This is a genomic window from Dyadobacter fanqingshengii (assembly GCF_023822005.2).
GTDB lineage: Bacteria > Bacteroidota > Bacteroidia > Cytophagales > Spirosomataceae > Dyadobacter > Dyadobacter fanqingshengii.
This window is the reverse complement of record NZ_CP098806.1, coordinates 2,189,192-2,207,520: the sequence shown is the minus strand read 5'-3', so window position 1 is coordinate 2,207,520 and position 18,329 is coordinate 2,189,192. Positions and strand designations below refer to the sequence as shown.

Genomic DNA, 18,329 nt, shown 5'->3' with positions numbered 1-18,329 from the left:
GATAATTATTAAGCACTAATACTTGTCTTAGATTACAAGAATCAAAATCCTTTTACTATTATATCTCAAGAACTATGGAGCCATATGTAACGCTAACTGAAAGTTTGAATGAGTTGCGCAACCAAGGATATTCGGAGGACTTCAACCTTCGACAAAACTGCCTTGAGTGCCGTAACGGGCAGTTCAAAATATTTACCGATGACTTTAAAGTGGATAAATTCATTCGGTTTGAAGGGGACAGTAACCCCTCGGATGCAGCCGTGCTATATGCGATATCATCCGATGTTCATCAAATAAAAGGTGTGCTGGTAAACGGCTATGGTATTTACAGCGAATCAATAACGGACGAAATGCTGCGTAAGCTAGATATACGAAGCTAAACAGACAATTCGCTGTTGTCAAGCTCGGCCTGTGCAGCAGCATGTCAAAAGGCCGGATAGTCTTTTCGCTGTCATTCAATTGTAAATTCGAAATTTGCCAGCTGTTAGTTGGGTGATCCGCTCATTAAGAAATTAACGGCCATTGCCGCCATTGCCCTTGTACCTACTACCAATGCTTTTTCATCGACAAAGAATTTGGGATTATGGTTTGGGGCAGCTTTGGCAGGATCCTCACCTTCGGGCGTAACACCGAGAAAAATATACAGACCCGGCACTTCTTTGGCAAAGTAAGAAAAATCCTCCGAGGCCCCCTGCAACGACCCGGGTACCACGCCGGCTTCGGCAACGCGCTTCAGTACTGGCAGCATCTGTTTAGCCAGGGCATCATTGTTGTCTGTGACATCATACATAGGCAAAATGTCAACCTGCGCCCTCGCATAGGTTCCTTCCGCAATGTGCTCAGCAGCCTGCTTAATATCAGTATGAAGTTGCTTGCGTGCCTCAGGGTCATATGAACGGATGGTGCCAACCATTTTTACAGTGTCCGGAATCACATTCTGGCTGGACCCGCCATGGATCATCCCCACTGAAATAACGGCCGGCGACTTCGTCAGGTCAGCGCGTCGACTAACAACGGATTGTAAGCCGGCTATTACGTATGCCGAGGCTACTACCGGGTCAATTGTGTTCCATGGCATACCTCCATGGCCCTGCTGCCCGCTGACAGTAATATTCAGCACGTCGCTGCTGGCTGTGGCTGGTCCACTCTTGTAATCAATCTGTCCTGACTTGCCGGGGTGAACGTGTAGTGCGAATACTGCATCCGGTTTGTTTTTCTTAAACATGCCGTCTTCAAGCATCCGTTTGGCCCCCCAGCTTTTGCCCGTCCCTGGCTCTACAACGCTTGAGCCTTCTTCGGCAGGCTGGAATATGAACATTACTGAACCTGTTAGCTCACTTTTCATGCTTGCAAGAACTTCGGCTGCCGCCATTAGCATAGCCGTATGTGCGTCATGCCCACAGGCATGCATAAGGTATTCAGTCTTTCCGTTTATTTGGGATGTGGCTTTTGAAGCGAATGGTAATCCGGCGGGCTCCTTAACGGCCAAAGCGTCCATGTCAGCCCGCAGGGCAACCAACTTTCCCGGCTTCCCGCCTTTCAATATGCCTACGACCCCTGTGCCGCCCACTCCTGTCTGAACTTCAATTCCCAGGGTGCGAAGGTGTTCTGCAACCAGTTTTGAAGTGCGTTCTTCCTGATCTCCCAGTTCCGGATTTTGATGTATATCCCGGCGCCAGCCGATCAACTTGGACTCGATGGCCGTCGTCTTGTCGCGGATCTTGCTTTCAATTGCAGTTAGAGCTGATGAATTTGCCTTGGTCTGCTTGGGAGTTTGCCCGATGGCAGTCAGTGATACGTAAATAAGTATCAGAAGGGGGATGAGCTTAGCCAAGCTCTTGCTGTTTCCGTTTGCTGATTTGCCCATAACCGTTTGCAGCTTTACACTTAACTTGTTAAACATTGCCATAACTGTTTGACTGCCCCCCATCAATAGCAAGAATCTGCCCATTTACATAGGAACATTCGTCGCTTAAAAGAAACGCCACTACCTTCGCCACTTCTTCGGGCAGGCCAAGCCGTTTTGTAGGATTGGCCTTAGCATATTCTGATTCAGCAGCTTTCGGATCCTCAGGGTTTACCTGTTTAAAAGCTTCCGCAACCATAGGTGTCAGTATGGCTCCCGGAGCAATTGCGTTTGTATTGATGCCGTCTTTCGCATATTCAAGCGCTGCATTTTTTGTCATGCCTGACACTGCATGTTTTGTTGCTACATACGGGGTTTGATTTAAAACACCCCTTATTCCTCCGACGGATGCTACATTTACGATCCTGCCATACTTTTGGTTTTGCATGTAAGGAATAACATAGCGCATCGCGTAGTACACTCCCATAAGATTTATATCGATTACTTTTTTAAAGGTGTCTAGGTCATATTCTGTGATACTGGCTTGCTTGCCTTCAATTCCGGCATTGTTATACAGCCCATCAATACGGCCAAACTGATTAATTGTTTCATCAACGTAACCTTTTACGGCAGCTTCCTGGGAAACATCCGCCACAACAGTAATGATTTTGTTATCCGGGAAATCTCTGCTGATCTCATCCTTAGCCTCGGAAAGACTTTGCTGATTGTAGTCAACAAGTGTGAGATTAGCTCCTCTCATAGCAAGTTCCTTTGCGACTGCTAGACCAAGCCCCATTGCGGCACCCGTAATGATAATTGTCTTGTTTTCAAAATTTTTCATTTTTTTACCTTTTTAGAAGATTAAAATTGAAATTATGGTCAAATCGCTATTAAACGAAGATCTAGGTGAAGTTACTGCAGGAGTGAACTCTTAGGATCCGCTCGGAGAACCTAATTAATTTTGTAGCAGTTCTATTTAGCCATCCTGACTACTTGTTAGCAGTCCTGACTACTCGGTTTAACTGTCACACCTTTTAAAGTTTGATTAGTAATAATTGTTTCTTCTAAAGTACAATGTTGTGCCGACATTTCCGAAAGGCGCACATCATCGCATAGCATGTTTAAGTTACTGGTTTAAACCTTTCATTTCCCCGATCATTTTTGGGCAGCCTTATTTCGATCGGAAACAGAGCTCAAGTGGTCTGGTGTTGTTATTACATTTCAACTTATGCATGTATTACATCTAGTACTGTAAATTTCTTCATCCCTGCGGCCATTTTTTATTCCACAGGATCACCTTGGCAAAGGTCCCTGATCAGGACATTAGGTCATCACATGAATTAGTCAAGTACGATTGAGCACTATTGCTGGCGATTATTTGCTTTTGTATTTTTACAGTTGTAAATTTACAGCTATAATTAATACAATCAAAATTTTAGACGAAATGAATAAAATAATTTTAGTTCCGACAAAATTAGGCCCTTGGTTTTATTTGAAGGTTTTAACCGGTTTGACGCTTATATATACCTGTTTTTTAAGCAGAAGCAATCGTGAAAACATTGGGGTGCAATTTAATGAAGACAGGTGGTTAGGCATTTAAGCCTGTAACAGGGCAAAAAGTTTAGGTATATGCTTAGGGCTGATTACTATAATTTCCTAAATCCTTTTATAAGCCTGGCGGATGTTCTTTGCCGACGCCGGGCTTTCTTACTCTGGTCTTATAAACAATGTTCATATGAAATGGTCTTTTGTAATACGACAAAAAGTTAAAGCGGCAGTAGTACTTGCCGGTATTTTAGTAGTGATAATGCTTGCTTCTCTCAGTACGAATCAGACGATACAGGTTATGGATCAAAGTCTGGAATCTGTATTTGTTGACCGTTTACAACCAGCTGTTGATCTTGTGTTTTTGAGCGAAAACCTATATAACAGACGGCTTCTGGTGCAAGGGTATTTAACCGATTCATCCTCCATCTCGACAGGAGAACCGGTTAAAACCTCAGGTATTGACAATTCCGAGCGCAACCGTCTGATCAGTAGCTTTGAGAAGACTTCATTGACTGCTTTGGAAGCAAAAAAACTTTCCTATTTTAAAGATCGATTGAAAGCTTATGATAGGCTCGAAAATTCCGTTCTACAACTTATCAGTAGAAATCGCCATCAAGAGGCCGGACTTTTGTTTGGAGATCAGGGAGCAATTATTTTCCGGGAAGCTGTTTCAACTCTTCATTCTATTGCTCAAATACAGTCCGATGCGGGTAAAAAGACAATAAAAAGCGCCCACGGGCAAGCAGCAGGAGGGCTGATCAATATTTCTCTTTTACTTGCAGTCTGTATTGTAATAGGACTCGTTATTTTAAACCTACTTAAAAACCAAAGTCTGGTTGATCAAAAATCAGAGACGTTCCATTTAAACTAGCAGCTTGGCAGATAAGCTTTTGTATCAAAAGACGCTAGATTATTGCGTGGATTGAGATTTTTCTTACAAATGGGCGGATCATACGCAACTATGAGATTATTCTCCTTCATGACCCGGATTATCGATCAAAATCCTGGTGAAAATGAATTTCACCAGGCATTCCAAGAGGTGGCCGAAACAATTATTCCATTATTGAGGATAAGCCGCATTACCAGAAAGCTAAAATCCTGGACCGTAAGGGAGATGGGCGCATGAGCTATATGCAGGGGGCCAATATAGGAGGCTTTGTCCGGGTGGCTGATGCTATGCTTGCGCAAGGGCTTGTTTAAATAGAGAACCTGGCCACACGACCGTGCAAAGCTAATATCGACATTGCATAATAACTCTTTAACAATACAAGGGAGGATGACAGCTATGCAAGAACAGGGTGTTATCATTAAGGTATATAGGACATTCAGGCCACATGAGTATAGAAAAAGATAGCAATCCATCAGCATTTACGCCTAATGATCATCTGGCTAATGAACGGACTTACCTTGCTTGGTTAAGGACAGGGATCGGCATTATGGCCTTTGGATTTGTGGTTGTAAAGTTTTCACTGTTTGTAAAACAGCTTGGTTTCGTGCTGCAAACACAAGTTGCTACGCCTTCGCATGCATATTCAGCCATTATTGGGATTTTTTTGGTCGTCCTAGGTATGCTTGCCATTTTGTTTGCCTTTTTGCAGTACCGTAGGACTGATAAGCAACTTAAAACCGGGCGGTATAAACCAACAACTTTATTGACCACCATTCTTACCGGAGTCATTTTAGTCATCAGTATTCTATTAATTGCTTATCTACTGCTAAGCGTGTGATACCGCCTGTAATTATGCCGAAAAACAGCAAAACAGTGCGTAAAATAAAAGAGTAAAAAGTATTTTATTTTCCGAATCTTGAAGATATATTTGCACATAAACCAGATGCAGATGTTTTTTTCAAAAACGTGCGAATATGCAATAAGAGCGGTCATTTTTGTTGCCCAGAAGTCAGAAGGAGGCAGGAAAGTGGCTATTAAAGAAGTTGCGGCTGGTATTGATTCACCGGAACACTTCATTGCAAAAATTCTTCAGGAACTCAGCAAACGTGAGCTCATACAATCCAGTAAAGGTCCAAATGGCGGCTTTTATGTTGACAGCATTGCCCGGAGCAATACACTGGCCGATATTGTCAGGGCGATTGACGGGGAAAAAATATTTAAGGGCTGCGGGCTTGGGTTAAAAAGTTGCTCTGAAACAAAGCCTTGCCCACTGCACAACGATTTTAAAGAAATCAGAACAAAAATGCATCGCACGTTACAGTCTGCGACGATCGGGGAGTTTAATGAAAATTTGAACTTAGGGCTGAGCTACATTAAAGAAAGATAAAATTTTCCAGAGTAAAAGATATTCAGGTCTTAATATATATAATATGATCGCTGTTAGTAAGTATAAGATTATAAGTAGCGTATGCCTTTTGATTTATTTGGTTGCGACTCCTGTATATGCAAATAGCCTATTTGGACAAGCCGTTATGCTATCGGTAGGAATCGTTGCATTGGTGATGGCCCTAGGTGTGCTTTTCATTGCGGTCCTGATCAAAAACGTTGTTCAACATGATCTGATTAATAAAATCAACCCGGGTAGACAGGATTATTCAAGATATCTCCATAACCTGAATAGCCAACAGATCTCTTTGCTGCTCGACCGGATGGGGAAAAAGCAGCATTTAGGGGTTATTGCGCTCGCTATGCTTAGTTTGGTAAGTTTTCCTTCACACGCACAGTCGAGCCAACCAACTGCTGACTCGCTGCTGAGCCAGGGAGGTATTTTAATTACCATTGTCCTGATATCAATCCCTGTGCTGGCAGGCGCTATCTTCTTATTTATCAAGATCACCGACACATTAAACAGGTATAGAAACCAGCAGCGCGTGGCAGAGGCCGGGCGTGTGGCAGTATATCTGGGGGGTATTGAAGGTGAGGATCTTGCAGAAACACTGCAACGAAGAAAAGATGCGCTGGATTTTGTATTGAGTCATAATGAACTGTCGGGCGCATTAACGGCCAACGATCATAAAGGGCTGATCAACAATGTAGAGCATGAGGCATCACTTCCATTTGTGGCACGTAAAAGAAAGGCGCACGTTCGCCCGAAAGTAGACCCGCAACTTTCCAGGCTTGTCACCTGGTTCATCATCACTGCGACATTCTGGCTTGTTTTTGGAACGACGGTAGGGGAATATATTGGGATAAAATTTGTTGCGCCGGATGCAGACCAATTCAGCTGGCTGAGCTTTGGGCGATTGCGGCCGGTCCATACCAATGCCGTTTTCTGGGGCTGGGCATCACTGGCAATGCTGGGGTTAGGTAACTATGTCGTGCCCAGGGTCAGCAATACAAAACTATTCAGTATAAAACTCGGATGGTACACATTGATCCTGATTAATACGGCGGTGGTACTGGGCACATTGTCTTTGATGGCTGGAATCAATAATGGGGGCGGGGAGTACCGGGAGTACATATGGCCAGTCATGCTGCTTTTTGGCATTGGGCTTCTGCTAACATTGATCAATTACTTCAAGACAGTCGCCAGCCGCACTACGAAGGAGATCTATATTTCAAACTGGTACATTGTCTCTTCGGTGATTTTTGGAATTGTGATCGCGGTGGTTGCATATGTGCCTGTTTGGCAAAATGGGCTGGGTGAAACGATCATTCAAGGCTATTACATGCACCAGGGTGTTGGAATGTGGTTCATGCTGTTTACGCTCGGGATCGTTTACTACTTCCTGCCCCAGCAGCTCAATAAACCGATCTATTCGTATAGCCTTGGTATACTTGCTTTTTGGACCCAGATCCTTTTTTATACACTTATTGGTACCCATCATTTTGTTTTCAGTGCGATTCCCTGGTGGCTTCAAACGGTCGCCATCGTGGGCAGTGTGGGCATGATCATTCCGGTAGTGGCAGGTACGACCAATTTCCTGTTGACCTTCAAAGGCGCGTGGTACAAGATCACCGACAGTTATACGCTTCCGTTCTTTTTAACGGGTATCCTTTTTTACTTTACCGGTTCCTTGCAGGGAACTGCCGAAGCCTTCCGGTCTACCAATCTGCTTTGGCATTTCACTGATTTTACTGTCGCCCATTCCCATTTGACGATGTATGGCATTATCTGCTTTTTGCTCTGGGCAGGGATTTATGCACTTATGCCCCGTATTACCGGGCAGGAGCCGCCGCAGATCACGGTTGGCGCGCACTTTTGGCTGGCGTTGATCGGGCTTTTGTTTTACACGATACCGTTGATGTACGGCAGTACCATGCGCGGGTTGATGTGGATGGAAGCCAAACCTTTTATTGACTCGGTCAGCTTTATGGCGCCGTTTTGGCTCTGGCGGGCGATTGGGGGAAGCCTGATGTGGCTCTCACACCTGTTTTTTGCCTATAATCTTTACAGGATGATGGTCTCACCGGGCACAGTTGATATTAAGGAAACGGCATTTGAAAAGCTGAAATCTATTGATCACGTGTCCTGAAACCGAGCATATCTATCCCATTCAATTTGACATCATGGATTTCTTCGATAATCATAACAAACTATTTGGCGCTGCTTTCCTGCTCTTTATCGGCTTAACAGCTTTCGTGGCCGTATTGCCTGCCATTGATAATGAGCAGAACAATGCGCCGCTGCCAAGTGCAGTGCCGCTCAGTGAGGCGGCGATCAGGGGAAAGGCATTGTATGTCTCCAATGGATGCGTGGCCTGCCATACCCAGCAGGTCCGCAATGTGGACATGGATAAGGTTTGGGGCCAGCGGCCAGGGCTGGCGGCAGACTATGCTTCAAATCGCCGCACGGATTTCTGGCGTAATACCGCCACGCTGATGGGTACTGAGCGGACCGGGCCCGACCTAACCTCGATCGGAAGCCGGCAGCCCAGCCGGGAATGGAACCTGGTGCATTTATACAACCCGCGTATTGTGATCAAGCAGTCCATTATGCCGGCATATCCCTGGCTGTTCGAAAGTAAATCCGAGCCGGCAAAAGAGGATGTGGTTGTAAATGTTCCTGATGCGTTTCAAAGACAAGGGATGACTCTGGTAGCAACTCAGGATGCGCTGGACCTGGTCGCTTATTTACAATCATTGAAACAGGCCGAGCTCCCTGGCGCAACGGGCGCCCCTGCATTTTTATATGCAAAAGATGAACAGAAAACAGAAAGTACGGACCAGTCAATGCAAGCCAATTCTGAAACTTCCGAAAATGGCCAGATGCTTTACGCCACCCATTGTCAGGCATGCCACCAGGAAAACGGAGAAGGTTTGAAAGGCGCTTTTCCACCTTTGAAAGGTAGTACGGTTGTGCTCGATAAAGATCCATCATTAATTGTAAACATCGTGATGCGGGGCTATGACGCCCGCCAGGAATATGGGGCAATGCCCGCTGTGGGAGCGAATGCAGATTTAAGTCCGGAGCAAATAGCCGCCATTATAAACCACGAGCGCAGCAGTTGGGGCAACAATGCGCCCAACGTAACGGTGCAACAAGTAGAGCAGATTGTGCAGAAAATCAAGGAAATGCCTGTGCAATAGATGCTATGGCGGCATTTTTCAAATTTTAGAGAATTCAGATTTGATATGAAAAAAGCCTTTTTGTTAGCCGTGTTTGTCTTGATGGGCTTTTTTGCTGCGGCGTGCCCGGTATGTGACCAGCGTCAGCCAAAGCTATTACAAGGTATCGCGCATGGGGCCGGCCCGGAGAGCAACTGGGACTATCTGATCGTGTCGGTTGCTGCCATCATTGTGATACTGACGCTCTTCTTCTCGGCAAAGATGTTGATCAAACCCGGCGAAAAGTCAGACAACCATATCAAAAGGCTTATTATAAACATTTAGTGTTATGGAAGATAAAAGCACAGTTTTTCTTTTCCTGGATCAGGACCAAACGCCCATCGCTGAGTTTCTCTCCCCTGTGAATTTTGAGCTGGATACCCGTAAAATGGTGGATGGCAAGCATGAGTTGAAAATTATCAGTAAAGACCCGACGGGCAAAGAAGGTATCCGGATCATTCCTTTTGAGGTAAAGAACGGGCCTGCCATTGCCGTTGAAGGTATCGCCGAGAATGCAGTGGTGGATGGGATAGTCCCATTAATGATCAATGCATATGGAAAAGGGGACCAAAAGCGGTTTCTGATTACCGGAAGTGAAACACCCCAGAGCATTCCGGCCTGGATCTGGATCCTGCTCATCGGCTTTTTAGGGTGGTCGATCTATTACCTTATCCGATACATTAACTTGGTAACTATTTGAAATGAAAACAAAACAAGAGATACTCGACATTGACGATATCAAGCTTTTGGTAGATTCTTTTTACGCAAAGGTCAGGGCGGATGCATTATTATCACCCGTTTTTAACGAGCGGATCAGCGATAACTGGCCGCAGCATATGGAAAAAATGTACAAGTTCTGGCAGACAGTGCTTTTAAAGGAGCATACTTATTATGGAAGCCCGTTTACACCGCATGCGATATTACAGGTTGACCACACTCATTTTGAAAAATGGATGGATTTATTTGTCGGGACCATTGATGAACTGTTTATCGGCGAGAAAGCCCAGGAAGCAAAGTTCAGGGCGGAGAAAATGGCGGAAATGTTTGAATATAAAATCAAGTACTACCAAAGCTATCCATCCCGTGTGATTTTATGAGATCCGGTCAAATCAAGACCGTGCCTATGATGCAGGACCATGAAAACGAATGCAAGCGCATGCGAAAAATCGCAGCATTGAGTGGCAATTACACACCGGGCCCTGATGCTTGCACTGCCAATAAAGCTTTGTTTTTTGTGCTTGAAGAATTTGAGAGTGATCGGCACAAGCATATACATCTTGAAAAGGAATTGCAGGCGGATGATTAGCAGAACCTAACATTTAATCAGAATATGAGGTCTGATAGTATGGAAACGACTGAGCGAGATCTTATAATAAACGTAAAGCGGATATATGAACCGGCCAGCAAAAAGGATGGCTTTCGCATACTTGTTGACCGTTTATGGCCAAGGGGATTAAAGAAAAGCCAGGCCGGGGTCGACCTTTGGCTTAGAGAAATTGCCCCGAGTGCCGAACTGAGGAAATGGTTTAACCACGACCCGGAACGGTGGCCGGAGTTTGTTGCAGACTACAACTTCCAGCTCAACAAAAACAGGCAAATTGCCGGGCAACTTATCGCTTTGATCAAGCAGCACAAAAAAGTATCCCTTTTGTATGCTGCCCAAGATGAACAGTTTAACAATGCCATTGCGTTGAAAGGGTTCCTGGACAAATTCATGAAAGCAGACCATCAATGAAAGATATTCCGGTAAGACAATGATTATCCATCCCATTTGTCTAGTGTTTATACTTACAATTCTTTGTAGCTCCTGCGGAAGGGACCAGGAAACGTTGCGCCAAAGGAAGCCGAAGGTAATCGAAACAATTGCTGATCTGGACGCATTACCACGGTACGTGACAGACCCTGATGACAACCCTTCGACCCCGGGAAAGGTAAACCTGGGCCGGTATTTGTTTTTTGACCCTATCCTTTCCGGAAACAAGGACGTATCCTGCGCCACCTGTCATCAGCCCGAGTTCAATTATGCTGAGTTCCTGGAAACCTCCATCGGGGTAAATGGGAGAGGTACTGGTAGCAAGCGACGATTTCTGGATCCCAATGACATTCCGTTTGTCAAAAGAAACTCGCAAAGCATTTTAAACACAGCCTTTAACGGCATAACCAATCACGAAACATACAGGCCTGAACTGGCCCCGATGTTTTGGGATTTAAGAGCAAAAGGATTAGAGGCGCAGGCATTGGAGCCAATTAAAACACTGGAAGAAATGCGGGGCAATGCTTATGTGGATCACCAGATCCTGGATGAAATCATCGAGCGGATAAATAAGATCCCTGCCTATAATGAGCTATTTTCGAAAGCATTTCCCACAGATCCCAAACCAGTCACCCAAAAAAATTTAGCGAAGGCGTTAGCGTCCTTCGAGCGGACGCTTATTGCTAGCAATACCCGGTTTGACCAGTATATGCGCGGTGACAGCAATGCATTGTCGACCAGCGAAAAGGATGGGATGAATGCGTTTTTAGTAACAGGATGCGCAAAGTGTCACTCGGGTCCCATGTTTTCTGATTATAAGCTGCATACTTTGGGCGTGCCCGACACTGATAACCGGGCAGAAAGTGACGCGGGTATCAATCAAGATTATGCATTTAGGACACCCACACTACGTAACCTGCGTTTTACTGCTCCCTACATGCACAGTGGCAAGTTTACTACTTTGGATCAAGTGCTGATGTTTTATGAAGATGTGGCAGGAGGAAAGATTCTCAACCCGAATGTGAAAGCTGGCAGCATTGATTCCCTCGCCACACACATGGACGTGAATTTCAAGGATATTTCAAGGATCGTCGAATTTTTAAATACACTCAACGATGATTCCTTTGATAAAACAATTCCTGTAACCGTACCAAGTGGCTTACCTGTGGTAGGTCTTTGAACAGTGAGGAGTAAGCAAAAGCATTAATAATTAAGTCAAACACTTATAAATTTGAAAGAAGAACAGAAATGCACAATTCTCTTTACACTGATTTACGGAAATGAAGAATATCAGGTCCAGACGCTGGAAAGGAATTACCTGTCTTTGATGACGTTAATTTCGGATTATGTGAACATTTCTGGATTTGGGCTCTGTTGTGGTATGGGAAGCTGCGGAACCTGTATGGTACAAATAGATGGACGCTTCACCCTAGCCTGTCAGGTTCCTGTTGACGATTGGCTTGCTAATTCCGAAATAAAAATTGAGCCTTCCATTATTTTTACATCTTGATGCTATTAACCCTTACATCTATCTAGTAAAAGATACTTACGAAAGAAAAAATGCAACCTTTGAGGAAATAATAAAGGCTTATAAAATTTCATCAAAAACTACATTTTATAAAATATTAAAAGCAGCTGAGAAGGTTGTATAGAATATGTCTGCTTCAATGATTAAATAGTTGATAATCAGTAATTGAAATAAGTATGGCAAAAAATAAAATTGAAACGGAGGAAATTTTGAAAGCGTCTTATAGAGTTGAACTGTTTATTAGGAAGTTTGAGAAGCAGATCCAAACAGCTTTAATTTATGAGCCTAGTGGTAGTATTGGACAGGATATACAAGTGCTGAATGAATTTGTGAAAAATCAAAAGATGCTTATCGAGGATGCTAGGAAATCTCTTTCCGGGAATTACGATTATAAGAGTAATTACTTAGATACAGAAATTGTCTCGACCCCACTTTCAACGCGGACTTCCTTATGTTTGAAAAATGCTGATATAAAAACAGTCAAAGACTTGATAGAAGCAAAGAATAAATACGGACTAAGTCATTTTAAGAATTTTAGAAATTTTGGGAAAACCGCGTATGATGAAGTTGTTCGATTTATAAATATCGTTGAAAACCTCTAACATCGCATGAGATGCTGTACTGGCGCAGTTGGAATACATTCAATTTCGGCACAAACAGGAGTACTGTAATATAATGTCCCGGGATAAAGTCGGCTACATTTCCCTTATCAGAAGGATATAGGTAGAATGAATTAATCTCCTGCGACTCCTACATCTTTTGTTTTACTACAAAAGGCGGCCAGCCACTCCATCCACCCTTTTTCGCTACTGATTTGCTATACAAATCCGCTTGTGCACCCGACATGATCGCTGCGAGTTGCTGGTATGCGACCAGCCATGCGTCAATGAGTCCGGGTGTTGCAGCCTCGCCGAGCACTTCTCCAATGGAAGCCAGTAAATGCTTGCCGACGATGTCATACTGCTCGGGCCTGATATCGAGGCTTACGTGTTTGTTGGCAGTTCGGTTCAGGGCATGGGATAGCACCTGCCGGCTATCGATGTGTTCAGCATAAGCTAACACAGCCATTGCCAGCGCAGTTGGCTGGGCTCCAGAATGCTGGTTTACTGAATTAAATACATTTCTGAGCTCCGGATTTTTTGAGCATCCTGTTATAGAAATAGGTGCCCAGTTATGTAACCGCAATAAGCTGCATAAAAAACCGGTGGTTAAAACGTACCATCGCCATTTGTGCATTCTATGGATTATCAGCATCGAAGGCGTTAATTTTGTTCTGTTAACCGGTACTAACCCACCTTAAATCGTACTACTTAAATTTTTATAGCGCCCTCCAATGTTTCGACTTGAAATACAAATCGTTCTTTTCATCAGGACTGCTGATCAATCTCTTTTAGCTACCTAGTTTCATACCAGATGCCTACGTTACAGTGACATAGCACTGTTAACATAAATTATCTTAAAAAGCATTGGGCAATCGAAAAAGAGCCACTGGAAATTGCCTTTCGCACAGATGCGGCCGCCAACGGTACCAAGACTTTTCGATATCCCATTAACACGTCCTGCCCCACTTTAAGAGATATCACATCGCCTCCTATCTTGTCATAACTGCCACACAGTTAAGCCGGATTACCGCGAGGAAATAAATTTTGGTATCTCGACATTGGTAAATTGGTTTATCCCAACAGACTTCTAATTTTGTCCTGACTTGGGCCGAGCATGTATTGGGCAGATTCGCATAAGCCCCTTTTCTAACCTCTATTGGCAATACCGGCAATTGCCATCACATCAAAACCTTGTATATGTCATCGAAAAAAGTAGACGACTTCTTATCCGGGCTCACTCACCCACTTAAAGAAGAAATGCAAACAATCCGAAAAATAATTATGGAAGTTGACACAGCCATAACAGAAGAAGTCAAGTGGGGCGGACCTAGCTTTTACTATAAAGGTGATATTGCGACTTTCAGCCCTCGGATAAAAGATCAGGCAGTGCTTGTTTTCCATCGAGGCGAAATGCTTTCAGGCCGCACAGCTCTAGAACCTGCCCCGAAAGGCAAAGCATATGCCAAATTCAGCAACATGGCAGAAATAGAAGCTAAAAGTGAAGATTTACGAGCGGTTATCAAGGAATGGATCCAATTAATGGACGAAACATAAGCCTTAAATCGTTAAGGAGAATCAACCTATTCAGCCAGAATGCGTTCATGGGGACGTATACGGAAATGATGGGCGTTTATGCGATCCTAAAAAGTATTACCAACGGGAATGGGTTACGATGCTTTAACCGTCTTTTCGTACTTGTGCGGGTTTGTGCAACAAAAATGGCGGGTGCAAATGCATCCCGCCATTAAACTACAATGAATAACTATGCAAGGGCGTGTGCCCCATTAATCTCTTGAATTAGCCCGGAATTAGCTGAGTTGCTATGCCGATACGGTTCCAGACATTAATGGTAATGATGGCCATGATTACCTGGGCCAGATAAGTTTCATCAAGTATGCTGGCTGCTTGCTGATACGTTTGGTCAGCAACGTGGTTGTTAATCAGTGTAACTTCCTCCGTCAATGCGAGGATGGCGCGCTCATCTTCTGTAAAAAAGGGGGCATCACGCCAGGCATTAAGGGCATAAAGTCACCAATAATGTTTGAGTGTTCTTTTCGAGTTTGACGTTTTATGAGAGCGCAAATCAGCAGTAATTTGTCTGCTGCTTTGTGCCGGGTCCAATTTTTTTCGATGTCAGGTCCAATTTGATCGGAAAGCAATTTAACCTGAGCGAGGAAAATTGCTTGTAGGTTAATCTTGCCAGATATCCTAGTACTTATAGCAAGTGATTCGTATTTTTACATGGCAAGTCTCACTAAATACATTCGTCATGATAAGTATTCCAAATGCATCACTTGAAAGCGAGATTAAGGATTCGTTCTCGATTAATATGCTGAACGGTCAAATGCACATTGAGAAATGCAGACTCGCATACCATCGGATTATCATGGTCCAATCGGGCAGCGGTAGCATTAGTGTGGATGAACAAGCTTACGAGCTCAATTCGCCGCAGTTGCTGTTGGTTGCCAAAGGGCAAATCCTGACGGGCGCGGACCTACGGATTACGGGCTATGAGCTTTCATTTGGTGACTGTTTTTGGGAGCGCGCCCCTCAAAGTGCCAATAACTGCAAAGCGGTTCTCTTTAATAACGCGTCTGCAAATCAGTTTATACTTCTAAATGAAATGACGTCCGCTGAGCTCAGCCCACTTTTTGAGGCCATTTACCAAGAGCATCGCCGGGTAGATTATATCAATAAGCTTGACGCGATGGCAGCCTACTTAAAGATCATTATGATCAAGATTGCCAACATCAATGCCGCACTTTTGCATGGGTATGATGATTACGACAAGCAGCTTTACCGTAGATTTGTCGAGCAAGTCAGCCAGCACTACCAGGGCTTACATGATGTAAATTACTATGCAGCATTGCTCAATGTTACGCCCCGTCGGCTTTCAGACGTTTGCAAGAGCAGTTGCGGAAAGGGGGCAAAACAAATTATCAATGGACAGTTGGTTGCAGAAGCAAAAAGGCGCTTACAATTTTCGACGCTTCCCGTAAAAGAAATCGCCTATCAGCTCAGCTTTTCCACCCCGGAACAGTTTAGTTCCTTCTTCAAAAAGAATGTCAGTGCTTCCCCGACTGACTACCGGGCCTACTTCGTCAATATTGGAAGGTGAAACGGATATTTTGACATTCCTTTGAACCGCATCCCGCCATAATTTTGGGTCAATCTAAAACACCTTAATTATGTCGGTAAACAGAATCAAATCATTGGCAGGGATCACCATTCCCGACAGCGCGATTGCCGCTCAGGCAACAGAACTTTTGCTGGAACATGGTACTGAATTCATCTACAATCACTCGTTAAGGGTCTTTTTGTTCTCATCATTGAATGGGAAAAGAGCCAATTTGCAATACGATGCGGAGCTGCTCTACGTCAGTTCAGTCTTCCACGATCTTGGGCTTACGCCGCATTACAGCAGCCCCGATAAACGCTTTGAGGTCGATGGGGCGAATGCCGCCAGAGATTTCCTAAAAAGCCACGGCCTGCCTGGTGAATCTTTGCAATTGGTATGGGACACCATTGCGCTTCACACCACTATTGGGATAGCTGAACACAAAGAAGCTGAAGTTGCTTTGATGTACTCCGGGGTCGGCCTGGATGTCATGGGGGAGGGCTATGAGCATTTAAGCCCGGAAAACAGGGAGGCGATCATTGCAGCTTTTCCAAGAAGTGGTTTTAAGCAAAGTATCATCCCAACATTCTTCTCTGGTTTTGAACATAAAACCGACACGACATTCGGTAACATTAAAGCCGATGTGTGCGCCTACATGCTTCCTGATTTCAAAAGAAAGAATTTTTGTGACTGCATTTTGCACTCACCATGGAGTGAATAATTCCAACTATCAAAAAACCAAATGAAAACGTAAAAAACGTGGCTGATCACGGGCGGGGCCAGGGGCCTTGGATTTGAACTAACCAAGGCAGTGCTCGCTTCGGGCGACAACGTAGTAGCAACCGTCCGCAGTAAGCCCCAGGAATTAGCAGAAACATTAGGTAACGATGGGAATCTTCATGTAGCCATTCTAGACGTGACCAGCGAAGAGCAGGCAAAAGCAGCGGTAGAGCAAGCCGTACACCAGTTCGGCAGTATTGATGTGCTGGTAAACAATGCGGGTTATGGGCTGCTGGTTGGCGTCGAAGAAGCGACCGATGCTGAGGCCAGGAAGGTTTTTGATACCAATGTCTTTGGCACGCTGTTTACGCATCTGCGCCGTGCTGCCCCAGATGCGTAAACAGCGTAGCGGCCACGTAATTAACATTTCCTCAGTAGGCGGTTTGAGTGGTAGTTACGGCTGGGGAGTTTACGATTCAACAAAGTTTGCCATTGAAGGCATCACCGAAGCGATGGCGTTGGAGCTTGCTCAGCTGGGGATCTTCGCAACAGTGGTAGAGCCCGGCTTTTTCCGCACCAATTTTCTTGATATCTCTTCATTGGTCCGCACCTTAAATCCCATTAACGATTACGCAGAGACCATCGGGAAAACACGTGACTTTGCCAGTCAGGTCAATAACAAGCAGCCTGGCGACCCTGCTAAACTCGCCCAGGCATTGTTGAAACTGGCTGCTTCCAAGAACCCGCCCGTGCACCTGCCACTTGGCGAAGATACGTTGATGCGGTACAAAAAAGGTTGCAGCTTTTGAAAAGGACATATAAGCCTGGCATGATGTAATTATAGAGACGGCGCATGCTCATGAAAATGATGAACAAGTCAATGATAAGGCCATTGTGCAATCGTCTTCACTGAACTCACAGAAAAAAAAAGAACAATTATGAAAAATCTAACAGACAAAGTAATACTGGTTACAGGTGCTTCAAGAGGGATCGGCGCTGCCATCGCGCGCGCATTGGCAGCAGCAGGCGCAAAAGTCATTGTCAATTATGCCGGTTCGCAGCAGGCGGCTGATCAAACGGTGAGTGAAATTACTTCTCATGGTGGTGAAGCAATTGCGATCCGGGCGGATGTGAGCAGTGCCGCCGACGTGAAAACGCTATTTGATACCACAATCGCGCTTTATGGAAAGATCGATGTGCTGGTCAATAATGCAGGTATTATGATTACCAAACTCCTGAAAGATACGACTGATGAGGACTTCACCCGGCAGTTTGATATTAATGTGCGCGGTACGTTTAACACCATGAGGGAGGCGGCAACACGCCTGTCCGACAAAGGCAGTATCATCAATTTTTCAAGTTCAGTGAACCGGATTATGCTGCCAACTTACAGCACGTATGTAGCCACAAAAGCAGCGGTTGAGCAGCTTACCCGCGTTTTTTCCAAAGAAGTCGGCGCCAGGGGCCTCAATGTTAATTCCATATCACCGGGACCAACCAACACCGAGCTTTTTACCAAAGGCAAACCACAGGAGGTAATTGACAAGTTGTCTTCCCTTTCCGCTTTTAACCGCATTGGTGAGCCGGATGACATCGCAAAAATCGTGGTTTTTCTGGCCAGTGACGAAGCTAAATGGATTAATGCACAAAATATCGGGGCTAACGGCGGCATGGCCTGAGCGACTGCTGTAAAATTTTCGGCAAACATTAAATCAGA

At 44.7% G+C, this 18,329-nt stretch carries 25 protein-coding genes; 21 read left to right on the top strand and 4 right to left on the bottom strand.

Annotated elements, in window-relative coordinates:
- Window positions 1-74 precede the first annotated feature (74 nt).
- Window positions 75-380, top strand: coding sequence for a phosphoribosylpyrophosphate synthetase (locus NFI81_RS09025; protein ID WP_233796315.1), 306 nt, complete (start codon window positions 75-77; stop codon window positions 378-380).
- Window positions 381-484: 104 nt separating this feature from the next.
- Here the strand turns inward: NFI81_RS09025 and NFI81_RS09020 are convergent, their stop codons facing one another.
- Both NFI81_RS09020 and NFI81_RS09015 read right to left on the bottom strand, forming a co-directional pair.
- Complete coding sequence (locus tag NFI81_RS09020; protein ID WP_234612795.1) at window positions 485-1,903, bottom strand: amidohydrolase; 1,419 nt, start codon at window positions 1,901-1,903, stop codon at window positions 485-487.
- Window positions 1,896-2,687 carry a glucose 1-dehydrogenase gene (locus NFI81_RS09015; RefSeq protein WP_234612796.1) on the bottom strand — a complete coding sequence of 264 codons (792 nt, stop codon included), beginning with the start codon at window positions 2,685-2,687 and terminating at the stop codon, window positions 1,896-1,898. Before NFI81_RS09015 ends, NFI81_RS09020 begins: the two co-directional genes overlap by 8 nt.
- Window positions 2,688-3,581: 894 nt before the next feature.
- Here NFI81_RS09015 and NFI81_RS09010 point away from each other — a divergent pair.
- The 14 genes from NFI81_RS09010 (at window position 3,582) to NFI81_RS08945 (ending at window position 12,774) form a co-directional block, all read left to right on the top strand.
- Complete coding sequence (locus NFI81_RS09010) at window positions 3,582-4,265, top strand: MCP four helix bundle domain-containing protein (protein ID WP_234612797.1); 684 nt, start codon at window positions 3,582-3,584, stop codon at window positions 4,263-4,265.
- Window positions 4,266-4,355: 90 nt separating this feature from the next.
- Window positions 4,356-4,520: a hypothetical protein gene (locus NFI81_RS09005; RefSeq protein ID WP_234612798.1), complete on the top strand. Its 165-nt coding sequence runs from the start codon at window positions 4,356-4,358 to the stop codon at window positions 4,518-4,520.
- 208 nt (window positions 4,521-4,728) lie between these two features.
- The gene (locus NFI81_RS09000; protein WP_234612799.1) at window positions 4,729-5,121 is read left to right on the top strand and encodes a YidH family protein; all 393 of its coding nucleotides are present in this window, start codon (window positions 4,729-4,731) and stop codon (window positions 5,119-5,121) included.
- 111 nt (window positions 5,122-5,232) lie between these two features.
- Window positions 5,233-5,670, top strand: a complete 438-nt coding sequence (locus NFI81_RS08995) for an RrF2 family transcriptional regulator (RefSeq protein WP_234612800.1) — start codon at window positions 5,233-5,235, stop codon at window positions 5,668-5,670.
- Between the two features lie 145 nt (window positions 5,671-5,815).
- The gene (locus tag NFI81_RS08990) at window positions 5,816-7,819 is read left to right on the top strand and encodes a cbb3-type cytochrome c oxidase subunit I (protein ID WP_234612802.1); all 2,004 of its coding nucleotides are present in this window, start codon (window positions 5,816-5,818) and stop codon (window positions 7,817-7,819) included.
- Window positions 7,820-7,853: 34 nt separating this feature from the next.
- Window positions 7,854-8,873, top strand: coding sequence for a cbb3-type cytochrome c oxidase subunit II (locus NFI81_RS08985; protein WP_234612804.1), 1,020 nt, complete (start codon window positions 7,854-7,856; stop codon window positions 8,871-8,873).
- A 45-nt stretch (window positions 8,874-8,918) separates the two neighbouring features.
- A complete protein-coding gene (locus NFI81_RS08980) occupies window positions 8,919-9,176 on the top strand; it encodes a hypothetical protein (protein WP_234612805.1) in 258 nt (85 codons plus the stop codon).
- Window positions 9,177-9,180: 4 nt separating this feature from the next.
- Window positions 9,181-9,591: a cytochrome C gene (locus tag NFI81_RS08975; RefSeq protein WP_234612806.1), complete on the top strand. Its 411-nt coding sequence runs from the start codon at window positions 9,181-9,183 to the stop codon at window positions 9,589-9,591.
- Between the two features lies 1 nt (window position 9,592).
- Entirely contained in the window at window positions 9,593-9,988 is a 396-nt protein-coding gene (locus NFI81_RS08970; protein ID WP_234612807.1) for a group III truncated hemoglobin, read from the top strand.
- A complete protein-coding gene (locus NFI81_RS08965) occupies window positions 9,985-10,197 on the top strand; it encodes a hypothetical protein (RefSeq protein ID WP_234612808.1) in 213 nt (70 codons plus the stop codon). The genes NFI81_RS08970 and NFI81_RS08965 overlap by 4 nt, the downstream gene beginning before the upstream one ends.
- Before the next feature lie 24 nt (window positions 10,198-10,221).
- A complete protein-coding gene (locus tag NFI81_RS08960; RefSeq protein ID WP_234612809.1) occupies window positions 10,222-10,626 on the top strand; it encodes a DUF488 domain-containing protein in 405 nt (134 codons plus the stop codon).
- Window positions 10,627-10,669: 43 nt separating this feature from the next.
- Window positions 10,670-11,824: a cytochrome-c peroxidase gene (locus NFI81_RS08955; protein WP_234612810.1), complete on the top strand. Its 1,155-nt coding sequence runs from the start codon at window positions 10,670-10,672 to the stop codon at window positions 11,822-11,824.
- A 51-nt stretch (window positions 11,825-11,875) separates the two neighbouring features.
- Window positions 11,876-12,154, top strand: coding sequence for a 2Fe-2S iron-sulfur cluster-binding protein (locus tag NFI81_RS08950; RefSeq protein ID WP_234612811.1), 279 nt, complete (start codon window positions 11,876-11,878; stop codon window positions 12,152-12,154).
- Between the two features lie 194 nt (window positions 12,155-12,348).
- Window positions 12,349-12,774, top strand: coding sequence for a DNA-directed RNA polymerase subunit alpha C-terminal domain-containing protein (locus tag NFI81_RS08945; RefSeq protein WP_234612812.1), 426 nt, complete (start codon window positions 12,349-12,351; stop codon window positions 12,772-12,774).
- Between the two features lie 148 nt (window positions 12,775-12,922).
- Here the strand turns inward: NFI81_RS08945 and NFI81_RS08940 are convergent, their stop codons facing one another.
- Complete coding sequence (locus NFI81_RS08940; protein ID WP_234614876.1) at window positions 12,923-13,408, bottom strand: globin domain-containing protein; 486 nt, start codon at window positions 13,406-13,408, stop codon at window positions 12,923-12,925.
- A 563-nt stretch (window positions 13,409-13,971) separates the two neighbouring features.
- Between NFI81_RS08940 and NFI81_RS08935 the strand changes: the two genes are divergently transcribed.
- On the top strand, window positions 13,972-14,328 hold the full coding sequence (locus NFI81_RS08935) for a DUF1801 domain-containing protein (RefSeq protein ID WP_234612814.1): 357 nt from the start codon (window positions 13,972-13,974) through the stop codon (window positions 14,326-14,328).
- Window positions 14,329-14,571: 243 nt separating this feature from the next.
- Here the strand turns inward: NFI81_RS08935 and NFI81_RS08930 are convergent, their stop codons facing one another.
- Window positions 14,572-14,736, bottom strand: coding sequence for a carboxymuconolactone decarboxylase family protein (locus NFI81_RS08930; protein ID WP_234612815.1), 165 nt, complete (start codon window positions 14,734-14,736; stop codon window positions 14,572-14,574).
- Window positions 14,737-15,043: 307 nt separating this feature from the next.
- On the opposite strand from NFI81_RS08930, the gene NFI81_RS08925 reads away from it, so the two are divergent.
- From NFI81_RS08925 to NFI81_RS08905, 5 genes are all read left to right on the top strand, one after another.
- Window positions 15,044-15,892, top strand: coding sequence for a helix-turn-helix domain-containing protein (locus NFI81_RS08925; protein WP_234612816.1), 849 nt, complete (start codon window positions 15,044-15,046; stop codon window positions 15,890-15,892).
- Window positions 15,893-15,962: 70 nt separating this feature from the next.
- A complete protein-coding gene (locus NFI81_RS08920) occupies window positions 15,963-16,613 on the top strand; it encodes an HD domain-containing protein (protein ID WP_234612817.1) in 651 nt (216 codons plus the stop codon).
- A 90-nt stretch (window positions 16,614-16,703) separates the two neighbouring features.
- A complete protein-coding gene (locus tag NFI81_RS08915; protein WP_252176047.1) occupies window positions 16,704-17,012 on the top strand; it encodes an SDR family NAD(P)-dependent oxidoreductase in 309 nt (102 codons plus the stop codon).
- On the top strand, window positions 17,005-17,421 hold the full coding sequence (locus NFI81_RS08910; protein ID WP_252176046.1) for an SDR family NAD(P)-dependent oxidoreductase: 417 nt from the start codon (window positions 17,005-17,007) through the stop codon (window positions 17,419-17,421). The genes NFI81_RS08915 and NFI81_RS08910 overlap by 8 nt, the downstream gene beginning before the upstream one ends.
- Before the next feature lie 129 nt (window positions 17,422-17,550).
- Window positions 17,551-18,291: an SDR family oxidoreductase gene (locus NFI81_RS08905; RefSeq protein WP_234612818.1), complete on the top strand. Its 741-nt coding sequence runs from the start codon at window positions 17,551-17,553 to the stop codon at window positions 18,289-18,291.
- Window positions 18,292-18,329: the final 38 nt, after the last annotated feature.